Source organism: Gordonia sp. ABSL11-1, assembly GCF_030315685.1.
In the GTDB taxonomy this organism is placed as follows: Bacteria; Actinomycetota; Actinomycetes; order Mycobacteriales; family Mycobacteriaceae; genus Gordonia.
Genome location: NZ_JASXSI010000010.1, coordinates 116523 through 136015, shown reverse-complemented (window position 1 = coordinate 136015; position 19493 = coordinate 116523). Strand labels below are relative to the sequence as shown.

At 64.5% G+C, this 19493-nt stretch carries 19 protein-coding genes and 3 pseudogenes; 12 read left to right on the top strand and 10 right to left on the bottom strand.

Annotation, left to right across the window (positions count from 1 at the left end):
* Positions 1–43: 43 nt before the first annotated feature.
* Entirely contained in the window at positions 44–2185 is a 2142-nt protein-coding gene (locus QSJ19_RS13275) for an acyltransferase family protein (protein ID WP_286321018.1), read from the bottom strand.
* Between the two features lie 177 nt (positions 2186–2362).
* On the opposite strand from QSJ19_RS13275, the gene QSJ19_RS13270 reads away from it, so the two are divergent.
* Positions 2363–3745: a styrene monooxygenase/indole monooxygenase family protein gene (locus tag QSJ19_RS13270; RefSeq protein WP_286321017.1), complete on the top strand. Its 1383-nt coding sequence runs from the start codon at positions 2363–2365 to the stop codon at positions 3743–3745.
* A 299-nt stretch (positions 3746–4044) separates the two neighbouring features.
* On the opposite strand, the gene QSJ19_RS13265 is transcribed toward QSJ19_RS13270, so the two are convergent.
* The gene (locus QSJ19_RS13265; RefSeq protein WP_286321016.1) at positions 4045–5061 is read right to left on the bottom strand and encodes a zinc-binding dehydrogenase; all 1017 of its coding nucleotides are present in this window, start codon (positions 5059–5061) and stop codon (positions 4045–4047) included.
* Between the two features lie 55 nt (positions 5062–5116).
* Positions 5117–6754 carry an AMP-binding protein gene (locus tag QSJ19_RS13260; protein WP_286321015.1) on the bottom strand — a complete coding sequence of 546 codons (1638 nt, stop codon included), beginning with the start codon at positions 6752–6754 and terminating at the stop codon, positions 5117–5119.
* 526 nt (positions 6755–7280) lie between these two features.
* Between QSJ19_RS13260 and QSJ19_RS13255 the strand changes: the two genes are divergently transcribed.
* From QSJ19_RS13255 to QSJ19_RS13240, 4 genes and pseudogenes are all read left to right on the top strand, one after another.
* Complete coding sequence (locus QSJ19_RS13255; RefSeq protein ID WP_286321013.1) at positions 7281–9074, top strand: flavin-containing monooxygenase; 1794 nt, start codon at positions 7281–7283, stop codon at positions 9072–9074.
* 73 nt (positions 9075–9147) lie between these two features.
* Entirely contained in the window at positions 9148–10032 is an 885-nt protein-coding gene (locus tag QSJ19_RS13250; RefSeq protein ID WP_286321011.1) for an alpha/beta hydrolase, read from the top strand.
* 170 nt (positions 10033–10202) lie between these two features.
* A pseudogene (locus QSJ19_RS13245) lies at positions 10203–10485 on the top strand (IS1380 family transposase); the annotation flags it as partial.
* Positions 10486–10711: 226 nt separating this feature from the next.
* Positions 10712–11332, top strand: coding sequence for a TetR/AcrR family transcriptional regulator (locus tag QSJ19_RS13240; protein WP_286321009.1), 621 nt, complete (start codon positions 10712–10714; stop codon positions 11330–11332).
* Between the two features lie 134 nt (positions 11333–11466).
* On the opposite strand, the gene QSJ19_RS26970 is transcribed toward QSJ19_RS13240, so the two are convergent.
* The gene (locus tag QSJ19_RS26970) at positions 11467–11730 is read right to left on the bottom strand and encodes a hypothetical protein (RefSeq protein WP_502876163.1); all 264 of its coding nucleotides are present in this window, start codon (positions 11728–11730) and stop codon (positions 11467–11469) included.
* 307 nt (positions 11731–12037) lie between these two features.
* Between QSJ19_RS26970 and QSJ19_RS26780 the strand changes: the two genes are divergently transcribed.
* From QSJ19_RS26780 to QSJ19_RS13225, 3 genes are all read left to right on the top strand, one after another.
* A complete protein-coding gene (locus QSJ19_RS26780) occupies positions 12038–12268 on the top strand; it encodes a DUF6766 family protein (RefSeq protein WP_353507145.1) in 231 nt (76 codons plus the stop codon).
* Positions 12269–12373: 105 nt separating this feature from the next.
* Complete coding sequence (locus tag QSJ19_RS13230) at positions 12374–12577, top strand: hypothetical protein (protein ID WP_286321008.1); 204 nt, start codon at positions 12374–12376, stop codon at positions 12575–12577.
* A gap of 90 nt (positions 12578–12667) precedes the next feature.
* Complete coding sequence (locus tag QSJ19_RS13225) at positions 12668–13666, top strand: iron-containing redox enzyme family protein (RefSeq protein WP_286321007.1); 999 nt, start codon at positions 12668–12670, stop codon at positions 13664–13666.
* Between the two features lie 189 nt (positions 13667–13855).
* Here the strand turns inward: QSJ19_RS13225 and QSJ19_RS13220 are convergent, their stop codons facing one another.
* The 4 genes from QSJ19_RS13220 to QSJ19_RS13205 are packed head-to-tail and all read right to left on the bottom strand — an operon-like array spanning position 13856 to position 15516.
* The gene (locus QSJ19_RS13220; protein ID WP_286321006.1) at positions 13856–14059 is read right to left on the bottom strand and encodes a CDGSH iron-sulfur domain-containing protein; all 204 of its coding nucleotides are present in this window, start codon (positions 14057–14059) and stop codon (positions 13856–13858) included.
* Positions 14056–14805 (bottom strand): methyltransferase, encoded by a 750-nt coding sequence (locus QSJ19_RS13215; protein ID WP_286321005.1) that lies wholly within the window; start codon positions 14803–14805, stop codon positions 14056–14058. The genes QSJ19_RS13220 and QSJ19_RS13215 overlap by 4 nt, the downstream gene beginning before the upstream one ends.
* A 1-nt stretch (position 14806) precedes the next feature.
* Positions 14807–15202 carry a hypothetical protein gene (locus QSJ19_RS13210; protein WP_286321004.1) on the bottom strand — a complete coding sequence of 132 codons (396 nt, stop codon included), beginning with the start codon at positions 15200–15202 and terminating at the stop codon, positions 14807–14809.
* Positions 15199–15516 (bottom strand): metallothionein, encoded by a 318-nt coding sequence (locus QSJ19_RS13205; protein WP_286321003.1) that lies wholly within the window; start codon positions 15514–15516, stop codon positions 15199–15201. The genes QSJ19_RS13210 and QSJ19_RS13205 overlap by 4 nt, the downstream gene beginning before the upstream one ends.
* Before the next feature lie 166 nt (positions 15517–15682).
* Between QSJ19_RS13205 and QSJ19_RS13200 the strand changes: the two genes are divergently transcribed.
* Complete coding sequence (locus QSJ19_RS13200) at positions 15683–16744, top strand: hypothetical protein (RefSeq protein ID WP_286321002.1); 1062 nt, start codon at positions 15683–15685, stop codon at positions 16742–16744.
* A 78-nt stretch (positions 16745–16822) separates the two neighbouring features.
* Complete coding sequence (locus QSJ19_RS13195; RefSeq protein ID WP_286321001.1) at positions 16823–17260, top strand: ATP-binding protein; 438 nt, start codon at positions 16823–16825, stop codon at positions 17258–17260.
* Positions 17261–17297: 37 nt separating this feature from the next.
* Here QSJ19_RS13195 and QSJ19_RS13190 read toward each other — a convergent pair whose 3' ends face one another.
* A complete protein-coding gene (locus QSJ19_RS13190) occupies positions 17298–17705 on the bottom strand; it encodes an STAS domain-containing protein (protein ID WP_286321000.1) in 408 nt (135 codons plus the stop codon).
* A gap of 316 nt (positions 17706–18021) precedes the next feature.
* On the opposite strand from QSJ19_RS13190, the gene QSJ19_RS13185 reads away from it, so the two are divergent.
* Complete coding sequence (locus QSJ19_RS13185) at positions 18022–18747, top strand: SigB/SigF/SigG family RNA polymerase sigma factor (protein ID WP_286321091.1); 726 nt, start codon at positions 18022–18024, stop codon at positions 18745–18747.
* Positions 18748–18981: 234 nt separating this feature from the next.
* Here QSJ19_RS13185 and QSJ19_RS13180 read toward each other — a convergent pair.
* Positions 18982–19233, bottom strand: a pseudogene (locus QSJ19_RS13180) (ANTAR domain-containing protein); the annotation flags it as partial.
* Positions 19234–19255: 22 nt separating this feature from the next.
* On the opposite strand from QSJ19_RS13180, the pseudogene QSJ19_RS13175 reads away from it, so the two are divergent.
* Positions 19256–19486, top strand: a pseudogene (locus QSJ19_RS13175) (Orn/Lys/Arg family decarboxylase); the annotation flags it as partial.
* Positions 19487–19493: the final 7 nt, after the last annotated feature.

The window sequence follows — 19493 nt, the reverse complement described above, 5'->3', positions numbered from 1 at the left end:
GGGGCCGCTGGATCAGCAGATCCCGATCAGAGTGTGACCGGAATCACCACCAGTGCAAGGTCTTTGCGAGGTCCGCCTCGACCGCGGGGATCAGGCTGCGCACGAAGGTCGCCGATAGGTGGTGATAGTCGTGCCACACCAGGATGTTGCCGACGACGGCGGGGCAGTAGGTCGGGCCGCACATGGCGTCGGAGTAATCCAGGAAGTTCATGTTCGGGAACTGCGGCGCGATGGCGGCGGCGGGATCGGTCGGCGCGAGCGCGAGATCGCGCGACACCCCGCACACCTGTGGCTTGCGACCCTCGGCGAGGCACTCCGGCGGTTTGAGCTTGCCGTGCGCCCAGGGGTTGTCGCGGACCGCGACGACCCGCTGTCCGCGGTCGCGGAACTGTCCGAAGATGTCGGTGTAGTCCTGTGGGACGTAGTCTCCGCGCGCACCGGGGCCCTCCTCGGGGCGGGTGGAGTTGGTGAACACGACGTCGGGTTTGTCGACGGCGAGGCGGTCCATCACGCGCTTCGACCAGTCGTTGCATTGGTAGTACTTCTGGCCGAACCAGATGAAGACGTGGCTGGTGGTCAGGGCGCACCCCACCTTGAGATACGTCGTGACCTTGAAGCCGCGACGTTTGCCGATGTCGTCGAGCGCGGTGATCCAGTACTCGGCATGCGAGCCGCCGACGAGCGCGACGGTGCGGGTGGAGTTCTTGTCGCCGTACACACCGACCTTGATCGACGGGTCCTTCCAGCCGCTGATGACCGAGTCATATGACGTGATCGGCCAATCCTTGTCCACCACTTCGGGACTGGGCTGCGGGTCGACCTTCGGCACCGGCGCGCCGTTCAGGAACGCCCGCGCGCCCGGATAGAGCCGCGGGTCGAGATTCTCCGTGTTCACCGTGGCGTTGGCGGCGTTTCGCTGCCAGATCACCACGGTGCTGCCCGCGACGACCGTGGTGATCAGGATCAGCGCGAGCAGTGACCGACGGTAGCGCGGCCCGAGAACCGTCGACTCGCCGGCACGTATCGGGGCCTCGATGAAACGGGTTGTCGCCCAGGCCAACACCACGGACACGACCAGGATCGCCGTTCCCTCGAGCCAGTTGACGTCGTCCTGGTATCGCCAGCTGAGATAGAAGATCAGCAGCGGCCAGTGCCACAGGTACAGGGCGTACGCGATGGACCCGAGCCACACCAAGCGTGGATGGGCCAGCGCGCTGCTCACCGACGGAGCGTCGACGTTCGACGACGACAACGGGCGGGTCGCGGCCGAGCCGGTCCAGATCAGGATGAGCGTGGCGCCGACCGGCACCAGGGCCATCGCGCCGGGATACTCGGTGACTCCGGCGATCCACCAGCCGCAGGTGACGATCAGCGCAAGCGCGACGACACCGAGACTGTTGCGCACCCACGCCGGCAACGCGACCCGCGGCATCCACACCGCGAGCAGGCCACCCGCCAATGGTTCCCACAGCCGCGCGACGGTGTCGTAGTAGTTGAACGGCTGATTCACGCCGTGCCGGTAGTTCGCCCAGGCGAACGAGACCACTGCGACCGCGAGCAGGGCGGTCCCGACGACGCCGCGGACGACTGCCGGATTCGTCAGGGCCGGGATGCGCCGCGACAGCGCGCGCAGCACGCCGCCCAGCGTCAGTGCGCACACGAGGGTCAGGACGAAGAACTGGCCCTGCATCGACATCGACCAGAGGTGCTGCATCGGACTGTTCGCCGAGTCGGCGGCCTGATAGTCCTGCGAGTCGAATGCGAGATGCCAGTTCTGGTAGTACAGCGCGCTGGCCTGCACCTCGGAGCCGAGGGGCCCCCAGCGCGTCTTCGGCATGACGAGCGCGATCATCGCGGTGATGAAGACGAGAACCACGAGCAGAGCGGGCAGCAGGCGACGGACCAGTCGCCAGAATCGTGGCCACGGATTGACCGCCGCCGACCACGACGTCGACGCCGGTTGCGTCGCGAGGACGTGCTTCAGCAGCGATGCGACGAAGAAGTATCCCGACAATGTCAGGAAGACGTCGACGCCACCGGAGACCCGGCCGAACCAGACATGGAAGATCGCGACCAGTGCGATGGCGATACCGCGCAGGCCGTCCAGATCCAGCCGGTAGCCGGAGGTGTTGCCCGTCGCGGCGTCCTCGTTGGGGGTCGCGGGGGTGGTTACGGCCGTGCTCACAGGCTGCGATGCTACTTGGCCGCCGCCCTGTTTCCGGTGAGCAGCCACCGTGGGGCTCCTTCGAATCGGAGTAATCGGACACGTATTTGTGCGGGCTGCGCCTAACCCTTCAGCGCGGATGCGACCGGCGGCACGCTGACGCCGACACATCACATCGCACAGACAAAGGGGTTCACCATGGCAGGAGAAGGACAGTCGGGAGACGCACGCCGGAAGGTGGCGATCGTCGGCGCCGGACTGGCGGGGACGAGCGCCGCACTCGGATTCGCCGAGGCCGGGTTCGACGTGACGCTCTTCAGCGATCGGGACCGTGAGTCGCTCCGCGACAAGGTTCCGCCGACCGGCGTCGGGGTGTTGTTCGGCAAGCCTCGCGAGTGGGACGCCGAGATCATCGACGATCTCTACGAGGTGGGCAACACGACCGGCATCAGCGTGCGTCTGCACTCGGGCAGTGGGGCGGATCGTGCCGACGTGCTCGAGTTCAACCCGGACTACGGCTATGTCGCCCAGGCGGTGGATCTCCGATTGCGTGCCGACGACCGACTCGGCCGGTTCCTCGATCGGGGCGGACGGTTCGAGGTGACCTCCGTCGACACCGACCGGCTGGACACCATCGCCGGCTCGCACGACCTCACCCTGGTCGCGACCGGCAAGGGTGGGCTGTCGGCGTTGTTCCCGGTCAACGAGTCGCGAACCCACTACCGCGAACCGCAGCGCAAGCTCCTGCAGGTGACCTTGACCGGCCTCGACCACGGACCGGACACGTTCGCCTACCGCAGCAGCGCGGGCGGCGACCATTCGCTGTTCAACCTCGACAGCGAGAACGGTGAGATCTTCGTCGGCCCGTTCCTGCACAAGGACGCCGGGGCGACCTGGTCGTTCATCGTCTTCGCCAAGACCGACGGCGCCTGGGCGGCCAAGGTCGACGAGGTCGAGGACGCGGCCTCGGCGCGACAGACCATCGTCGACATCTTCACCGAGTACTTCCCGCACGACGCCCCGGCGATCGAGAAGCTCCAGGTCATCGAGTCCGATCCGGTCTCATGGCTCAAGGGCGCGGTCACCCCGACGGTGCGCCATGCCGTCGCCACGACGCGCGGGGGGCACACCGTCGCCGCTATCGGTGACACCGCCATCGCGGTCGATCCGGTGGCCGGGCAGGGCGCGGCGAACACCCTCATCCAGGTTGCCGAGCTGGTCAAGGCCGCCAAGGATCACGACGGTCCGTTCAGTACCGACTGGCTCGAGTCCGAGTTCGAGAAGCACTGGGAGCGTCGTGGGCGGGCCGCCGTCGAGGTCACCCGCCTGTACCTCGGTGACCCCGACTACGCGACCCACCTCGAACTGTCGTTCCCGGCCGCGGCCGTCGACACCAACGTCGCCTCGGCGCTGTTCGGCCTGCTGTCCGACCCCAACCCGTTGCTGACTCTCGGGAATCGCGACGACGTGCTCGGGTTCATCACCGCGGTGTCCGGCGAACCCGCCGACGACGTCCTCGGCCGTTTCGAGCCCGCCGGACGGTTCAGTTCGGCGACGGAACCGGCGACCGCCGCGAGCTGAGCTCGGAAGCGGCGGTCGGCCGCCGTGTTTGACGCCGGCCGCCGCGGGCACTCCACAGAGTCATCGGCGACTTTCGCCGAGCACGGTTTCGAGCCGCCCCGTCACGTGGCGGCCGCAGTCCATCACGCGGGCACCGGCATCCAGGGGTCATCGACGACGTCGTATCCGCTCATCTCGGAAAACGTTGGTGGGCAGATGATGACCCCGATCGGGGCACGCCTGGTCCAGATGTGTGCGTGGTGGGGGTCGAGGCAGTCGATGACCCGCCGCGGCCGTCCGTGGATGTGGGTGCGGTGTAGCTAAGGCTCTAGGACGATCCGAATCGGATCGTCCTTCTTCAGGTCGAGTTGCTGCACTGCTTCGGCGGCTTGGTCGAGCGGTAGACGGGCTGAGATGGAGGCGGAGAGATCGATCCTGTTCCATTCGAGAAGTTTGACAAGTTCGTGGACGTGCGGGGGTAGATATCCGTAGTGCCCGCGGATCTGGTGTTGGTAGCAGACCAGGGAGATCGAGTCCGTGATGGTGAGGGGTTGGCCGCTGATGCCGGTGATCGTGAGTCTGCCTCCTGGGTTCAGCAGCGGAAGGATCTGCTCGTCAATGCCGGGAAATCCCGCAAAGTTGAAGGCGGCGTCGATGCCGCGGCCGCCGTTGAGCTCGCGGAGTTTGTCGGCGAATTCGGGGTCGGTGGGGTCGAGTGCTGCATCGGCTCCGCGTGCGAGCGCGTTCTGTCGGGCTCCGGCTAGAGGGTCGATGGCGATGATGGGCGCGGCGCCGATCATTTTCAGCAGTTGAACGGCGTGGATGCCGAGGCCGCCGAGGCCCCACACCGCGGCTGCTTCGCCTGCGCGTGTTTCGGAGGTATGCGAGATCGCTGCCCAAGGAGTGGAGACGGCATCAGGAATGATGCAGGCCTGATCGAACGGGAGGGTGTCGGGTATCGCGACGAGTACCTGTTGGGGTACCACGACGTACTCGGCCCAGCCGCCGTCGTAATCCACGCCCATGGTGTCGAAACCCCATGGCTGGGAGATGAGGGCTTGCAAGGTGACTCGGTCACCTTCGGTCCAGCCGTCGACGTGGTCGCCGAGGGCGTCAATGGTACCGGCAACTTCATGTCCAAGAGTTCGTGTCGCTGTGGCGTTGCGTTGCGGGGTCATCAGTCCGGCGATGAGGTGTACGTCCGACAGGCATACGCCGGCGGCAGCGACCTTGATGCGTACTTCACCAGTGCCCGGAATAGGGATTGGGACGTCGTCGCGAACAGCGAATTCCTTGGTTTCAAAGTTGATTCGCCCGGCTTTCATGGTCTTCTTCATGGGTGTCCTTCGTTGGGGTGTCAGGATCGTCTGGCCCCGGCCAGTCGTCGAGCGTTCAGGGGGTGGGGTTCTGGCTTCGCGGGCCGTCGGCCTCGAGGAGAGCGAGCTCGCGGAGCTCGGTCTTGCGGATCTTCCCTGTGACGGTCATGGGGTAGTTGTCGATAACACGTACGTAGCGGGGGATTTTGTAATGCGCGATTTTGCCGGCGCAGTAGGCTCGGATGTCGTCGACGGTGGGATGGGGTGCGCCGGTCCTGATGCGTAGCCACGCCACGAGTTCTTCTCCGTATTTGTCGTCGGGAACTCCGACGACTTGCGCGTCGAGTACATCGGGGTGGGTGTAGAGGAACTCTTCTATTTCGCGGGGGTAGATGTTCTCGCCGCCGCGGATGATCATGTCCTTGATGCGGCCGGTGATCTGGATGTAGCCGTCGCCGTCCATGATTGCCAGGTCCCCGGTGTGCATCCATGCATCGGCATCAATGGCTTCGGCAGTCTTGTCAGGGTCGTTCCAGTAACCGGCCATAACGCTGTAGCCGCGGGTGCAGAGCCCTCCGGGTATGCCGCGGGCGACGGTGTCGGCGGTCTCGGGATCAATGACTTTGATTTCGAGGTGTGGTCCGACTCGTCCGACGGTTCCTACACGCTGGGCAAGGGTGTCACTTGTGGTGGTCTGGGTGGAAACCGGTGAGGTCTCGGTCATGCCGTAGCAGATCGTCACATCGCGCATGTGCATCTTGTCGATGACTCTTCGCATGATCGGCTCGGGGCACGGCGATCCCGCCATGATGCCGGTACGCAAGCTGGTCAGGTCGAACGACTCGAGGTGCTCGAGGCCGAGCTCTGCGATGAACATCGTGGGAACGCCGTATAGAGAGGTGCACCGTTCGACCTCGACAGCGTGGAGTGTCGCGGCAGGATCGAAGCCAGGTGCGGGAATGACCATTGTCGCACCGTGTGTGGTGCAAGCGAGGTTGCCCATCACCATCCCAAAACAGTGATAGAACGGCACCGGGATGCACACCCGGTCCTGTTCGGTGTAGTGCAGGTTCTCTCCGACGAAGTAGCCGTTGTTGACGATGTTGGTGTGCGTAAGTGTGGCGCCTTTGGGGAAACCTGTTGTCCCCGAGGTGTATTGAATATTAATTGGATCGGTGGGAGTCAGGGCTGAGGCGACCTCCTCGAGGGTGGCGGCGGCGATGGCGGTGGTTGCGAGCTCGCGCCAGGGCTGTGTTCCGACGATGATCACATCGTGGAGGTGGGTGCAACGGTCGCGGACGTCGTTGAGCATCGTGACGTAGTCAGACGTCTTGTAGGAGGTCGCAGCGATGACCGTTCCGACTTGAGCCTGGTTGAGGACATACTCGAGTTCCTCGGCCTGATACGCAGGGTTGATCGTGACCAGAATCGCGCCGAGGCGTGCGGTCGCGTACTGCACGAGCGTCCATTCGGCGGAATTCGGGGACCAGATCCCGACCCGATCGCCGGGTCGGACACCGAGGCCCAAGAGTCCAGTGGCGAGTCTGTCTACGTCTGCGGCGAACTGGCGGTACGTCCATCGGCGTCCGGTGGTGACCTCGACAAGCGCGTCACGGTCGGGGTGCGCGGCGACGGTGCGCGTCAGATTCTGGGCGATCGTCTCGTGTAGCAGTCCGGGCGCAGATGTGCCCTGGGCGTAGGACGGAATGGTCATGAAACCTCCTTGAGTCATAGCAATACGGCTGTGACCACCGCAGACGCGGTGCACAGTGAGTCGGGCGTGACGTCTCGTCGAGTGGTCACGTTCGACACAGGATTTGTCGGCCCGGAAGTACCCGTAGCCGACGACGATGTGCGCCCCGCGGCTGTCCGAGAAACTCCGCCATCAACCGCGGTGGTTCTGGTGCCGCAGCTTCGGCATGCGCGTGGCGCTGTGGACAGGGCGGAGCGGTCGCTGGATGCGGCTCTCCTGCCCGTCTGTGATCATTCATGACCATCCTGCCCCTTGTGATCTGTGCCTCAATATGACACAGTGTTCTCAGAAATTGACCACCTGTCAACTATTGCTCTGGTGGTAGGCGCGGCGCGGCCCCGTTAGTGCAGCTGCCCAGACGGGCGGCCGAAGAGCCAAGGGCCGCCGTGACCTACCTCCGAGGAAGATCCGCCCACGTCATCCGTATCGACCAGAAGGAATTCGTACAATGACCGTTACACTCCCCGTTTCCGGAACTACTGTGGCTGTGGAGTTCGATCCGGTAGAAGTTGGTCAGCGCTATGTCAGTGAGCGCGCCAAACGCATTCGCAAGGAGAATCTGGGCCAGTTCCAGGGGTTAACCGATGTAGTCGAACTCGACGATAGTGATCCGTGGACCCCTCGTAGCGAGCGCCAGTCAGTGACAGAGACCCTCGAGGTGGCGATTCTCGGTGGTGGATTCGGCGGATTGCTGGCCGGTGCTCACCTGATGCGCAACGGGGTGACTGACTTCCGAATCATCGAGCAGGGAGGTGATTTCGGTGGCACGTGGTACTGGAATCGTTACCCAGGAGTGCAGTGCGACGTCGAGTCCCATGTGTATCTGCCTCTCTTGGAGGAGACCGGATACGTGCCGACCAAACGGTATGCCGACGGTGCCGAGATCTTCGAACACGCCCAGCGTATCGGCGCACACTACGAGCTGTACCCGGCTACGTTGTTTCAGACCAACGTGACCTCGGTGGTCTGGATCGAGGATCAGCAACGGTGGGAAATCCGTACTGACCGCGATGATCTGTTGCACGCCCGTTTCGTGCTGCGCGCCAACGGCCCCTTGAATAAGCCGCAAGTACCCCGAGTGCCCGGAATCGCCGAGTTCACCGGGCGAATCTTCCACACCAGCCGCTGGGACTACGACTACACCGGGGGCAGTCCAGCGGGTGATCTTGTGGGCCTTCATGACAAGCGCGTCGCGATTGTCGGGACCGGCGCGACCGGCGTTCAGGCGGTGCCCTTCTTGGCCGAAGATGCCAAGGAACTGTTCGTGGTGCAGCGCACCCCGAGCGTTGTTGGTGCCCGCAACAACTGGCTCACCGATCCGCAGTGGGCTGCCAACCTCGGCCCGGGCTGGCAATACGACCGGCACCACAACTTCTTGAGCGTCCTCAACGGGCATCACCAGGACGAAAACCTCGTCGATGACATCTGGACGCATCTGATGCCGGCGTTGAGTGGGCAGCATCTGATCGATGTACCTATCGAGACACTTCCGGTCGAGGACCAGATGGCTCTGGCTGCGATAGCCGACATGCAGCTGATGCGCGAAATCCATGAACGCGTCGACGACGAGGTTGCCGATCCCGCAACCGCAGCCGCCCTGAAGCCCTGGTTCGGGTTCCTTTGTAAACGGCCCACATTCAACGATGAATACCTGGCAGCGTTCAACAAGCCCACGGTGCACCTGGTTGCTGCGCCGGACGGTGTCGAAAGCATTACGCCCACAGGTCTTGTCGTCAACGGTCAACACTACGAGGTCGATTGCATAGTATTCGCGACCGGATTTGAGACGGGCAGTACGCCCACCGACCGGTACGGATACGACATCATCGGGCGTGACGCGCTTTCGCTGCGCACCCATTTCAGCGACGGTGCCAAGACCTTGCATGGATTCTTCACGTATGGTTTTCCGAACTTCATCGAGTTGGGTCTGAGCCAGAATGCCTACGTGGTCAACTACACCTACATGCTTGACCGCAAAGCCCGACACGCCGCTCGGGTTGTCGCCCATGCGCAAGGTGCCGGTATCGGCACCGTCGAGCCAACGCTTGCAGCACAGAACGAATGGGTCGAACTCACACGACAATCTGGCCAACAAAGACTCGCATACCTATCCAACTGCACGCCGGGGTACTACAGCGGGCAAGGCGATGTGAGTCGAGGATTCTTCAACGATGTCCATAATGTCAGTGAAGTGGAGTTCTGGGACATGATCGACACATGGTGGGCCACAGGAGAATTCGAAGGTCTCGTACTCGCGCCCGCCACGACGACGGTTGTTTGAAAGGAATGTGATGACATCTCAGTTTGAGACCGCGCTCGATCCCGACGCTCAGCTGGCTGCCGAGCAGTTCGCCATGGCCGTGCCGGGCGGACTGTCAGGCCTCGGTGTTGCCGGTGTCCGGGAGTTCGGCCGCGTCAGCGACTCTCAGGCCCCGCCAGGACCGGCGGTGCACGAGGTAACCGAGCGCGCAGTCGCCGGGCCGCATGGAGACATCCCCGTGCGAATGTACCGGCCGGAATCGTCGGCCCCGGTGCCGGTTCTGCTGTACATCCATGGGGGCGGATGGACTTTCGGCTCGCTCAATGGTGGGGTCGACCATCTGTGCCGCAGTATCGCCTCGGCGGCCGGTATCGCGGTCGTATCGGTGGATTACCGCATGGCACCCGAGAACAAGTTCCCAGTGCCTGTCGACGAAGTCAACGCGGTTCTGGCCTGGGTTCGGGACCGTGGTCGCGACCTCGGGGTCGATACCACGCGGATCGCGATCGGAGGTGACAGCGCTGGCGGCAACATCTCCGCTGCGATCACCCATCTCGATCGGGGCCACGAATCGCCGCTCAGGGCTCAGGTCTTGCTCTACCCCGCCACCGAATACGCCGTGGAGCGGCCATCCTGGATCGACAATGCGCAGGCACCGGTGTTGACCGTCGTCGACACGCTGTGGTTCTGGGACCAGTATCTCACCAGCACGAAGGATCGCACCGACCCCCGGGCCACGCCCGCGAACGCCGCTTCGTTCGGCGGTCTGCCCCCGGCTCTGGTGGTAGTTGCTGGGCGTGATCCATTACGTGACGACGGCCTGAACTACGCCGCACTGCTCGACAAGGCTGGCACACCCGTCGAGGTGCTGCGCATTGACGGCACGTTTCATGGATTCATGACCATGCCTGGCCTGCACTCATACAACCAAGGGCTCGACGCAGTATCCGGCTTTCTGACGACGGTCCTGGCGAGTTAGCCTCGGGGCTTTCACGCTGATGTCGAGTCGCGAGTGAAGAACCGCCCCTCGACCTGGGGTGATTCGGCTTACCGCAGCGATAATCAGTCCAGGTCGAGGAGCGTCATTCGCAGTGAGTCAAGTCTCCGTCGCCGTACTCGCCGTTGTCGGTATATGGCTTCGGAACCGGGGTGGTGTCGCACGCCGGGCGACGGTCCTGCTGCAGCGGCCGAGAAAGCCGGTCTGAGCGGCCGGTCATCGACCACCTTGGTGCCGTGGCGCAAGCCCTCGCAACCCATGATCCGGGAAAGATGCTGCTCGACCTCGCTACCTGGGTGGCGACTGTCTGGCCGACATCAACCAGGTCCGCGCCATCCGGCGGTGTTCGGTCGCGTTGGTTCTGATCCCAGAGTGTCACGGTCGGTCACTGCGTTGGCCGCCGACGCTGCCGCGGTGCTATCGGCAATCAACGCAGAGACCACGGCCACCGTCATCGATCGCCTCCCGCCGCAGGCGTGGACCCCTGGCCTACGACGCCGGCAGGATCGAACGTGACGGTGCGTGGGCAGCCGAGTTGACTGGTGTTCGACGGCAGGCACATCGCTCAGCGGCGACTCGTGGGGGTCATCGGTGCGTGGTGGTAACCGATATAGTCGACAGTATGTCGAGAAGTCAAGCTCGCGCACATCCCGGTGACGGCGTGCTCCTTGGCGACCGCAGAACTCTGAGCAAGGGCGAGCGCCAACGTCGAGCGATCCTCGATAGCCTCGCCGACCTCCTCGCCACCCGTCCGATCGGTGAACTGACTGTCGGCGAGATTGCTGCCGCCGCGGGGGTCCGCCGATCCGGGTACTACTTCTACTTCGAGTCCAAGTACTCGGCTTTGGCCGTCGCCACTACCGAGATCTGGTCTGAACTGATGGAACGCGTGCAGTCGTTTGCGCGTACGGATAACGAGGTGGTGGCAGATTTTCTGAGCCGTACGGCCGCGAGCACCATCGACGTATGGCACGAGCATGAGGCTGTGCTCATCGCCTCGATCCAGGCAATCCCACTCGATGATCAAATCGCTTCGATGTGGCAGGTGTGGAACCGACGTCTTTCGGGAATCCTGATCGAGCAGATCTTACGCGACATCGCCGACGGTCGTGCCAGCCCTTCCTCGCAGGATGTGCCCAATCTGGTTGAGTCGCTCCTCGAGATGACCTTGCACATGTACTACAAAGACCGTCTCGAGAAGAATACCGTCGAGCAAACGCGCAGAATGCTTGACACCGTCAGATCCATTTGGCTGGCATCTATTTGGGGAGCGGGTAAGTGATCCTCCCTGTTTCTCGTGGCCGACGGGGCGGCTCAGTGACTGGAACTGGCGACGCCGGTGTCACGCTTCCGCCCGCCGGTCCCGGTCGGCACCCGCACTGTCAAGGGCGTTGGTGCGCGGCTGCTGGGCAGTGATCAGTTTTTCGGTTGGCCAGGGGGATCGGCCGCACCCGGCTGCCTTGGCGGTGCTGAAGGTACGGCAGTACGGATGGTGGGCATCGACGTCGCCGGCGGGACGGCCGTGTCGTCGATCACACGTTGTGTCAACCGATCTCGACCTGCGGGTCGTCGGGTGCGACCTCGGCGACCGAGTCGATCGCCAGCTGCGTGACCTTCCCAAGCGACGGGCGCGGCGATGGTCGCCTCCATCTTCATGGCCTCGATGGCGACGACCGCCACGCCGGCAGCGACCTCGTCGCCGGCGCCGATTCCCAACGACGCCACACCGGCAAAGGGCGCATCGACGTGACGTGGGTTGGACCCATCGGCCTCTCCGCGGCGGCACATGGTGTCGACCGAGCGATCACGCACCTGCACCGGCCCCGTAGCTGACTGCTGAGGATGCATGTGCCGGTGCGCATCCCCTTGTCGTCGGGTTTGCTGATCGCCTCGAGCCCGATGAGCAGTTCCACGCCCGGCTCGAGTTCGACGTGATGCTCGCCCGGCACGGACGGACGCGAGGACTGCCTCGATCTCTTCGACCTCGGTGGGAACTCGCTGTCGGCACGCGCGTGGCGGCCTCGCCGTATCGCTGACCGTGGAAAACTGGTTCGCCGACAACGTGTGGTGTCGCCGTGGAGCTCTTGATGGTCGTCGAAGTCCTGGTTGGCGGTGGCGACGGGTTGCCGCCATCGTCCTGCTGTCCATCGTCTTTCGCCAGCGCGGATCGGCCGAGTCGAAACCGGTGGCCGACCCCCATCTCGACACCGGCGCCTGACGACCGAGGTTTGGGTCGACGGGGGCCGGGGAAAACGGTCAGGGCACGCTCAGCCGATGCGGCATGCACATGTGCGTGCCGCATCATCCGACGGAAGGTGCTCCCATGACGTCCGAACCCGACACCACGCAGGAACCGCTGGACCCGGCCGACGGCACGCAGCATCCCGACGACGCGCGCGAGAAGGTCGACGAACTGGAGGACAAGCACGTCAGCACGCCCGATCCGGGAAAGGAACCGGTCGTCGATCCGGCAGCCGACCAGGAGCCGGACGATCAGACGGGCGGCGACGCCGAACCGCCGGATTGATCGTCCGTCGTCTCGTCAGCCCACGTTCGACTCATTCGTGTCGCACACGGCAGGCGTGGCCATCCGCAGCGGACCGGAACAGAGGTACACATGTCCATCACGACCAGCAGAGCGGTCGCGCATCCGACGCTCCCGTCGCCGAGAGGGCCGCTGTCCGGGCGTCTGATCGATTCGCTCCGGCACGGCACTCCGGTGGGACTGCCCGCCGATCTGGAGGGCGCCCGCCCGTATGGCGACGATCTGCAGCTCGCCCTGTACGTGGCGTATGAACTCCACTACATGGGTTTCGTCGATGTCGACGACGATCGCGAGTGGGACCCGGACATCCTGCGTTACCGCCGGGAACTCGAGCACAGGTTCTTCGAGTCCGTGCGAACCGACGTCGGCGATCTGGCGGGGTCGTCGGCGGAGTCGGAGATGGCCGAGTTGAGCATCGAGCCGACGACCGGTGATGGCGTGTCTTTCCGGTTGCGGGACAGCGGGACCTGGGAGCAGTATCGAGAGCTGTTCGCGCTGAGGTCGCTGTACCACCTGAAGGAGGCGGACCCGCACGCCTGGGCCATTCCGCGCCTGCGGGGCGCCACCAAGGCTGCGTTCGTCGCTGTCGAGTTCGACGAATTCGGTGGCGGCCGCGGCGATGCGGTCCACCAGGAGTTGTTCGCGGACCTGTTGGAGGCCGCCGACCTCGACTCGGCCTATCTCGGCTACCTCGACGCCGTGCCGGGCTGGGCGCTGGCCCCGGTCAATCTCATGAGCGGTTTCGGTCTTCATCGTGCGTCGCGGGCGGCCGCGGTGGGCCATCTGGCCGCCACGGAGATCACGTCGCCGCCCGGCTCACAGCGGCTGCTGACGGGCCTCGAAAAGTTGGACGCGCCGGAGGCATGCCGGCACTTCTATCGTGAGCACGTCGAAGCCGATGCGGTACACGAGCAGATCTTGCGCACCGATGTCGTGGGGTCACTGATCCAAGGGGAGCCCGAGCTCGAATCCGATGTCGTGTTCGGTATTCGTGCATTCCTCCTCGTGGAGGATGCGTTCGACGCGAACCTGCAAGCTGTCTGGGACGCGGGAACGCCTGTCCTGAGATGACAAGGGCGAGTCGCAGCTGGGGTTGTCCGCGCCGGTACAGTGCTATCGTGCGGCGTCGGGCGCTTGACAGATGACGTCAAACGTCACGGGTGGCGATACGTTCTCCGTCATCTGATCTCGCAACGCAGCGGCATGTGCGGCGCGCCGGTCTGAGCGGCAGACGGGCGAAGGCCGAGGGTGCAACCGACGTCATCCGTCACGACGTCGACGTCGATGACTGGTGTCGCACAAGGGGTATCGACGACTTCGGCCGCACGCGCACACCGCCACCATGAAGCGATCCGACTGCACGCGCGTGCCGTCGGGCAGTTCGATGTCCACGGGCCCCGGGATGAGCACCGGCCCCCCGCGGATCACCCGAACCGGAAGGCGTTCCGGCTGTCGCTCGCTCATCGGGACTGTGGTCGCGTCGGCACCGGTCGTTTGTGCGCACGGATGACGGCCAGCAGTTCGACGCGCCGCCCCTTCTCCAACCGACCGTTGGCTTCCAGCCACGCGGCATGCGCCGACAGCACGGGCCCGAAGGGTATGTGCCGCTCCACAACGACGTCGGCAACGAGTCCTGATGAGCGCAGAGCTGTTACGGAAGCCTCGATGCCGGCGAATTCGGACTGCACCACATACATATTGCCACCGGGCTTGAGCAGGTCGGCGGCCGCCGAGCACACCACATCGAGCACCGCACGCCCGTTTATACCGGCCTCCCACGCAGCACGCGGTAACCCGGGTTCCTGGATTCGTCCGTCCGGCGGCGACGGAACGTACGGCGGGTTGCAGGTCACGAGGTCGAACGTGCCACGAAACGTCGCCACATCGCCGTGACGTACTGCGACCCGGTCCGCCGAGTCGGTACAGAGTGCCCGTGCCACACGGACAGCATCGTCCGACGCGTCGACGGCGACCACCGATCGAGCACCGAGGTGGGCGATCGCACGAGCTATCACACCGCTACCGGTGCACAAGTCCGCCGCCGCGGCGCCGACGGCGTGATCGCTGTTCTGGACCGCCTCGACCAACAGGTCCGAATCATGTTGTGGCCGATAGACCTTGCCGTGGTCGAGAAGGTCGGAGATCGTCGGCGTTGTGGAGGTGAACAGAGGTGCTGTCGTCGGGTCGTCCCGATCGGCGACCGAGGTCACGTCACCGACCCGGCTCGTCGTCGCGGTACAGCTCCTCGTAGTGCTGCTCCTCCTCGACGGTCACCTCGGGCTGCAGTGGATCCTGTTGAATCCGTGTATCTCCCGGCTGGCGTGCGGAGACATAGCGGCTCGTACCGAGGAGCGCGATCGCGACCACGGCGACGATCGCGGCGCTCAAACCCCACCACGGGGCGGACGAGTGGTCACCCGCCGCCGAGCCGATCGCCAGCACGACGAGGACGACAGCAACGATCACAACGAGATAGCCGGCGAATCCGATCGCCTTGAGCGCCTTGGCATACGGTGCAGGGCGGCGCGCAGTCTCGCCATCGCGCATCTCGCCGGTGTCCTTGTGCGTCGACGCGTCGGTGGCGCGGCCGTTCTTGTTCTGAGTCATCCGGGAGTCCTTCCTTGGCCGTCCTCGACGAGCGTGCCCGAGACGGAGGTCGCGCGCCGCTCACGCACGGCTGCCCCGTGCGCGACGACGACGTCGTCGACCTGTTGTCCACAATGCGCACAGCAATAGAGTGCTGATCCGATCGCAACACCGTGACCCATCACTCGACATCCGCAGTGCGCGCACAGCGGCGCCAGTGCGGTGATCGCGCACTCGAAGCTGTCGAAGGTGCCGTGGACGTCCCTGTCGTCTCGGTTGATCGTGATTGTCATGCTGTGGTCGTCGTCATTCCCGCAGACGTCGCAGATGGCCATGGTCGCTCCGTTCTCCACCGACGGGGATCAGAGCGGTCGGTTACCCGCACGTGTTCGATCCAAACCCAGGGGATCGCGCTGGCCTTCTCTGAGCAAGCAACGTGCGATTGATCTCTGAGCAAGCAACGTGCGATTGATCCACCGCCGCAGTGGGTACCGCCCCATCGTGACCAGAGCACAACGACTTCCGCGCTTCGACGGCGTCCGTCTGGTGGTGGAGCCCGGTCTTCCGGCATCGGCAGCGGATCAGGCCGAGGACACGATCGAGAAGGTTCTCACCGACCGCACCCTTGACTACCGCGGTGTCACGCTCGCCCCGGAAACCACCTTGCAGATGCCTCCCCGAGACGATCTGGCCACCGGGGCCGTCACGGACGCGGTGGAGGACACGGATGCGGTCATCTTCGTCACGGAATCGCCCAGGGTGCTGGGCAAACGCGTCGTCGCCGTGGAGATCGACCACGAGAGATCAGCGGCAGTGATCTCCTCGCCCGCACTGGGGCTGTTCCCGGGTCGGGCGATGCCCCGAATCGTCACCGCCATCGTCGACCGGATGATGGGCGGACAAGCCGACCGCCTGCGGCGAGCACATACCTGGGAGCGGTCGGGCGACGGGGCCACCGAGTTCCTGTTCGATCGCGGTATCTTGAGTCATCTGCGTGTCGTGGCGGGGATGGTGCGCGGCAACCGGCCGTGGCGCCTGATACCCACACTGACCGGCCTCACCGCGGCGGCAGCAGCAGCCGCGTCATTCGGTGTGTTCTTCTCCACCATCTGGTCGATGGCGAACGCGCTGAGTCCGTGGCGGCTCGGTCTGATCGCGGTTCTGTCCGTGGTGCTCACCTCTACCTGGCTGATCGTCAACAATCGGCTGTGGGAGCACGGAAACGACAAATCGGCGTGGCGTATCCACATGTACAACACCGTGACCGCCTGCACCGTGGTCTCGAGCGCCGTGGTTCTCTATGCGGGTCTGTTCGTGGCCACGCTTGTCGCCGCGATCGCGGTCATCGACTCCGAGTACATGGCGGGCACTCTCGGTCATCCTGTCGGCATCACGAACTACATGGCCCTCGCCTGGCTGGCGACATCGATGGGCATGTTCGCGGGAGGAATCGGGTCGAGCGCGGACAGTTTCGACGACGTGCTGAGGGCAACGTATGGGTACCGTGAGCGGATGCGGCGTCGCACCGCCGACGAGGACCGCCGACGACTGAACGAGGGATAGACCAACCGAAGGGTTTCGACGAGCCGTCGCACGGGTAAGAATGTCGTGACGCAACGGTCGGGCACACAAGGAGTATCTGTGAGTGAGAACAGCGGAGCCACCGCCGAACGGCAGGTGATCGGGGAGTTGACCCACGCGGCCGAGGCGCCGGTCGAACTGTCGGTGCCGGCTCGTTCCGACCGGTTGCCGATTGTTCGTTCGATGGTGGAGCGGACGTTGTTCATCGATGACTGGTCGGTCGATGACGTCGCCGACGTCAACCTCGGCATCGACGAGATCTGCTCGCAGTTGATCATGGTCGCCGCGTCGGAGAGCAGGCTGTCGATCTCGCTGAACGTCGGCCCGCAGGGTGCGGTGGTGCAGGTCGACGGAGTCGTCAGTCGCGAACTCGGGCTCGACACATCGGGATTCGGTTGGCGCGTCGTGGAGACCGTGACCGACGCGCAGACCGTTTCGTACTCCGATGCCGAAGGCGACCGACAGGTCACCGTGCAGCTGGCCAAACACCGCGCCTGACCTACACGCAACCTGCCGGGTCGCGCTCAGGAAGCTGTCAGTGGTGCACCTGCTCGGCCATGGCTGCGCCCGCCTCGCCTACCGTGTCGAAAACATGGCACGTCCCGGCCAATCCACATGCCTCGATCGGACGTGTCACCGTCCGTCCGCCGACGACAGCCACCGGGATGCCATGGCTCTCGGCGTCCGTGCAGAAGCGCGACAGAATCGCGAGGCCCGACGCGCTCAAGAAGTCCACACCTGACAGATCCAGGACCACACCCTCTGGCCGGCCGGCCAGCACTCGATCGAGAGCGGCGGTGAAGTCGGCGGCCGATTGCATGTCGATGTCACCGGTGAACCGTTGTACGCAGTACATCCTGCCTGCAACGAGGTTGCGTCCGGCCTGTCGGGCGACGGCGGAAACGTCCGCCGATCGAAAAGAAACGTGAGCGTTCAAAGTCATGCGCGTGCCCGTCCTCTGTAGTCATCGAGTCAGACGGGAATAGTGGGCAGAGCAGCCTCGGCTGGTCCCGTCCGCCTGCAGCTGCTGACTGAACCGCTGCCTTTCACCGTACGGCTCAGGCCCTCGGTCTTCAAGAGATGTTTGATGTCGATCGGTGGCGGGTAGAACGTAGTGTCGTTCACGGAACCAGGTCGTCGAACCCAAGCCGTCTTGTCACCCATTCCTCGGGAGGTGCTGATTGTCGTCTTCGTCGCCGCAGAAGCCACATGGCTCCCGAGATGATGACTACGCAGACGTCGTGGGCACCGTGCAGGCCATGCGCGACGAGGCGGATCCGGCAGTCAAGGCTGAGATCAGGGACGCAGCGGTCGAGCGGTGCCTGCCGCTTGCCGAGCATGTGGCGCGGCGATTCAGCGATCGTGGTGAGGCCTTCGACGACCTGTTGCAGGTCGCGCGCATCGGGGTGGTCAACGCGGTGGATCGGTTCGATCCGGAGCGCGGAGCAGGCTTTTTGTCGTTCGCTGTTCCGACGGTGATGGGTGAGGTGCGTCGGCACTTCCGCGACACCATGTGGTCGATGCGAGTGCCTCGTCGCGCCAAGGAGACGTCCCTGAGCATCGGGAAGGCCAGTGACGAGTTGGTGCAGCGTCTCGGTCGCTCGCCGCGGCCGAGTGAACTCGCCGAGTACCTGGATCTGCCGGTGAGTGAGGTGATCGACGGCCTCATGGCGCGGTCGGCGTACAACGCCAAGTCGATCGACGCCGAGCCTGACGACGACGAAGGCCGCTCGATACGGGAGACCCTCGGCGACGATGACGAACATCTGTCACGTGTCGATGAATTCGTCACGCTGCGACCGGCTTTGGAGCGCCTTCCGGATCGTGAACGGCGAATACTGTCGCTGCGATTCTTTCACGCCATGTCGCAGAGCGAGATCGCCGCTGAGGTAGGCATCTCGCAGATGCACGTCTCCCGTCTGCTGTCGCGGACGTTGACCGCCCTGCGTGAGGAGCTGAGCACCGAGTCCGACGAGCGGGTGTGATGACGTCCCACGAGGACAGGCACACTGCGCGCCGAATCATTCTCGGGCAGAAGGGCTTCCTCGGGCGATACACGGGTCGCGCGTCATCGGTTCGCTTGATCGAGACCGCCAGTTGGCGTTCGGTGACGCACGACGAGTTCGATCGTCGGCCGGCGCCGGCGATGGCCGCTGGCGAGGGTGCCGTACCTGCACTGTCTACCCGTTGGCCGGCCGGATAAACGTGGTGGCGACGAGTCAGGAGGATGACGGATGGTCGGTGGACACGAGCTGCTCGGCCAGCTCGGCGATCGGGGTATTGGTTTCTTGCGACAGTCGCCGCAGCAGGTCGAACGCGGCGATGGCGTCGACGTCGAATCGTTCCATCAGGATGCCTTTGGCCTGCCCGATGATGTCGCGACTCGCCAGGGCGCTGCGAAACTGCTCGCTGCGACGTGCCCCGGACAGGGCGATCGCAGCATGGGTCGCCAGGTTGGTGGCCGAGTCCTCGACCGCGATGGTGAAGCTCTGGCTTCCTCGCGACGCCTTCTTCGGTGACACCGAGTTCGTGCCGGTGCGCGAGACCGCAGGCCGGATCGCCGGTGAACTCGTCACGCCCTACCCGCCGGGAATTCCCGTCGTGGTGCCGGGAGAGGTACTGAACGACGCTGTGCTCGACTACCTGCGGACCGGCAAGCACGCGGGCATGAACCTGCCGGATGTGGCAGACCCGCGTTTCGACACCATCAAGGTCGTCTGCTGAGCGGCGT

Coding starts and splice junctions, on each gene's coding strand:
- QSJ19_RS13270 (WP_286321017.1), top strand. CDS start 2,363: ATGGCAGGAGAAGGACAGTCGGGAGACGCACGCCGGAAGGTGGCGATC.
- QSJ19_RS13265 (WP_286321016.1), bottom strand. CDS start 5,061: ATGAAGAAGACCATGAAAGCCGGGCGAATCAACTTTGAAACCAAGGAA.
- QSJ19_RS13260 (WP_286321015.1), bottom strand. CDS start 6,754: ATGACCATTCCGTCCTACGCCCAGGGCACATCTGCGCCCGGACTGCTA.
- QSJ19_RS13250 (WP_286321011.1), top strand. CDS start 9,148: ATGGCCGTGCCGGGCGGACTGTCAGGCCTCGGTGTTGCCGGTGTCCGG.
- QSJ19_RS13230 (WP_286321008.1), top strand. CDS start 12,374: ATGACGTCCGAACCCGACACCACGCAGGAACCGCTGGACCCGGCCGAC.
- QSJ19_RS13225 (WP_286321007.1), top strand. CDS start 12,668: ATGTCCATCACGACCAGCAGAGCGGTCGCGCATCCGACGCTCCCGTCG.
- QSJ19_RS13220 (WP_286321006.1), bottom strand. CDS start 14,059: ATGAGCGAGCGACAGCCGGAACGCCTTCCGGTTCGGGTGATCCGCGGG.
- QSJ19_RS13210 (WP_286321004.1), bottom strand. CDS start 15,202: ATGACTCAGAACAAGAACGGCCGCGCCACCGACGCGTCGACGCACAAG.
- QSJ19_RS13205 (WP_286321003.1), bottom strand. CDS start 15,516: ATGGCCATCTGCGACGTCTGCGGGAATGACGACGACCACAGCATGACA.
- QSJ19_RS13190 (WP_286321000.1), bottom strand. CDS start 17,705: ATGACTTTGAACGCTCACGTTTCTTTTCGATCGGCGGACGTTTCCGCC.
- QSJ19_RS13185 (WP_286321091.1), top strand. CDS start 18,022: ATGCGCGACGAGGCGGATCCGGCAGTCAAGGCTGAGATCAGGGACGCA.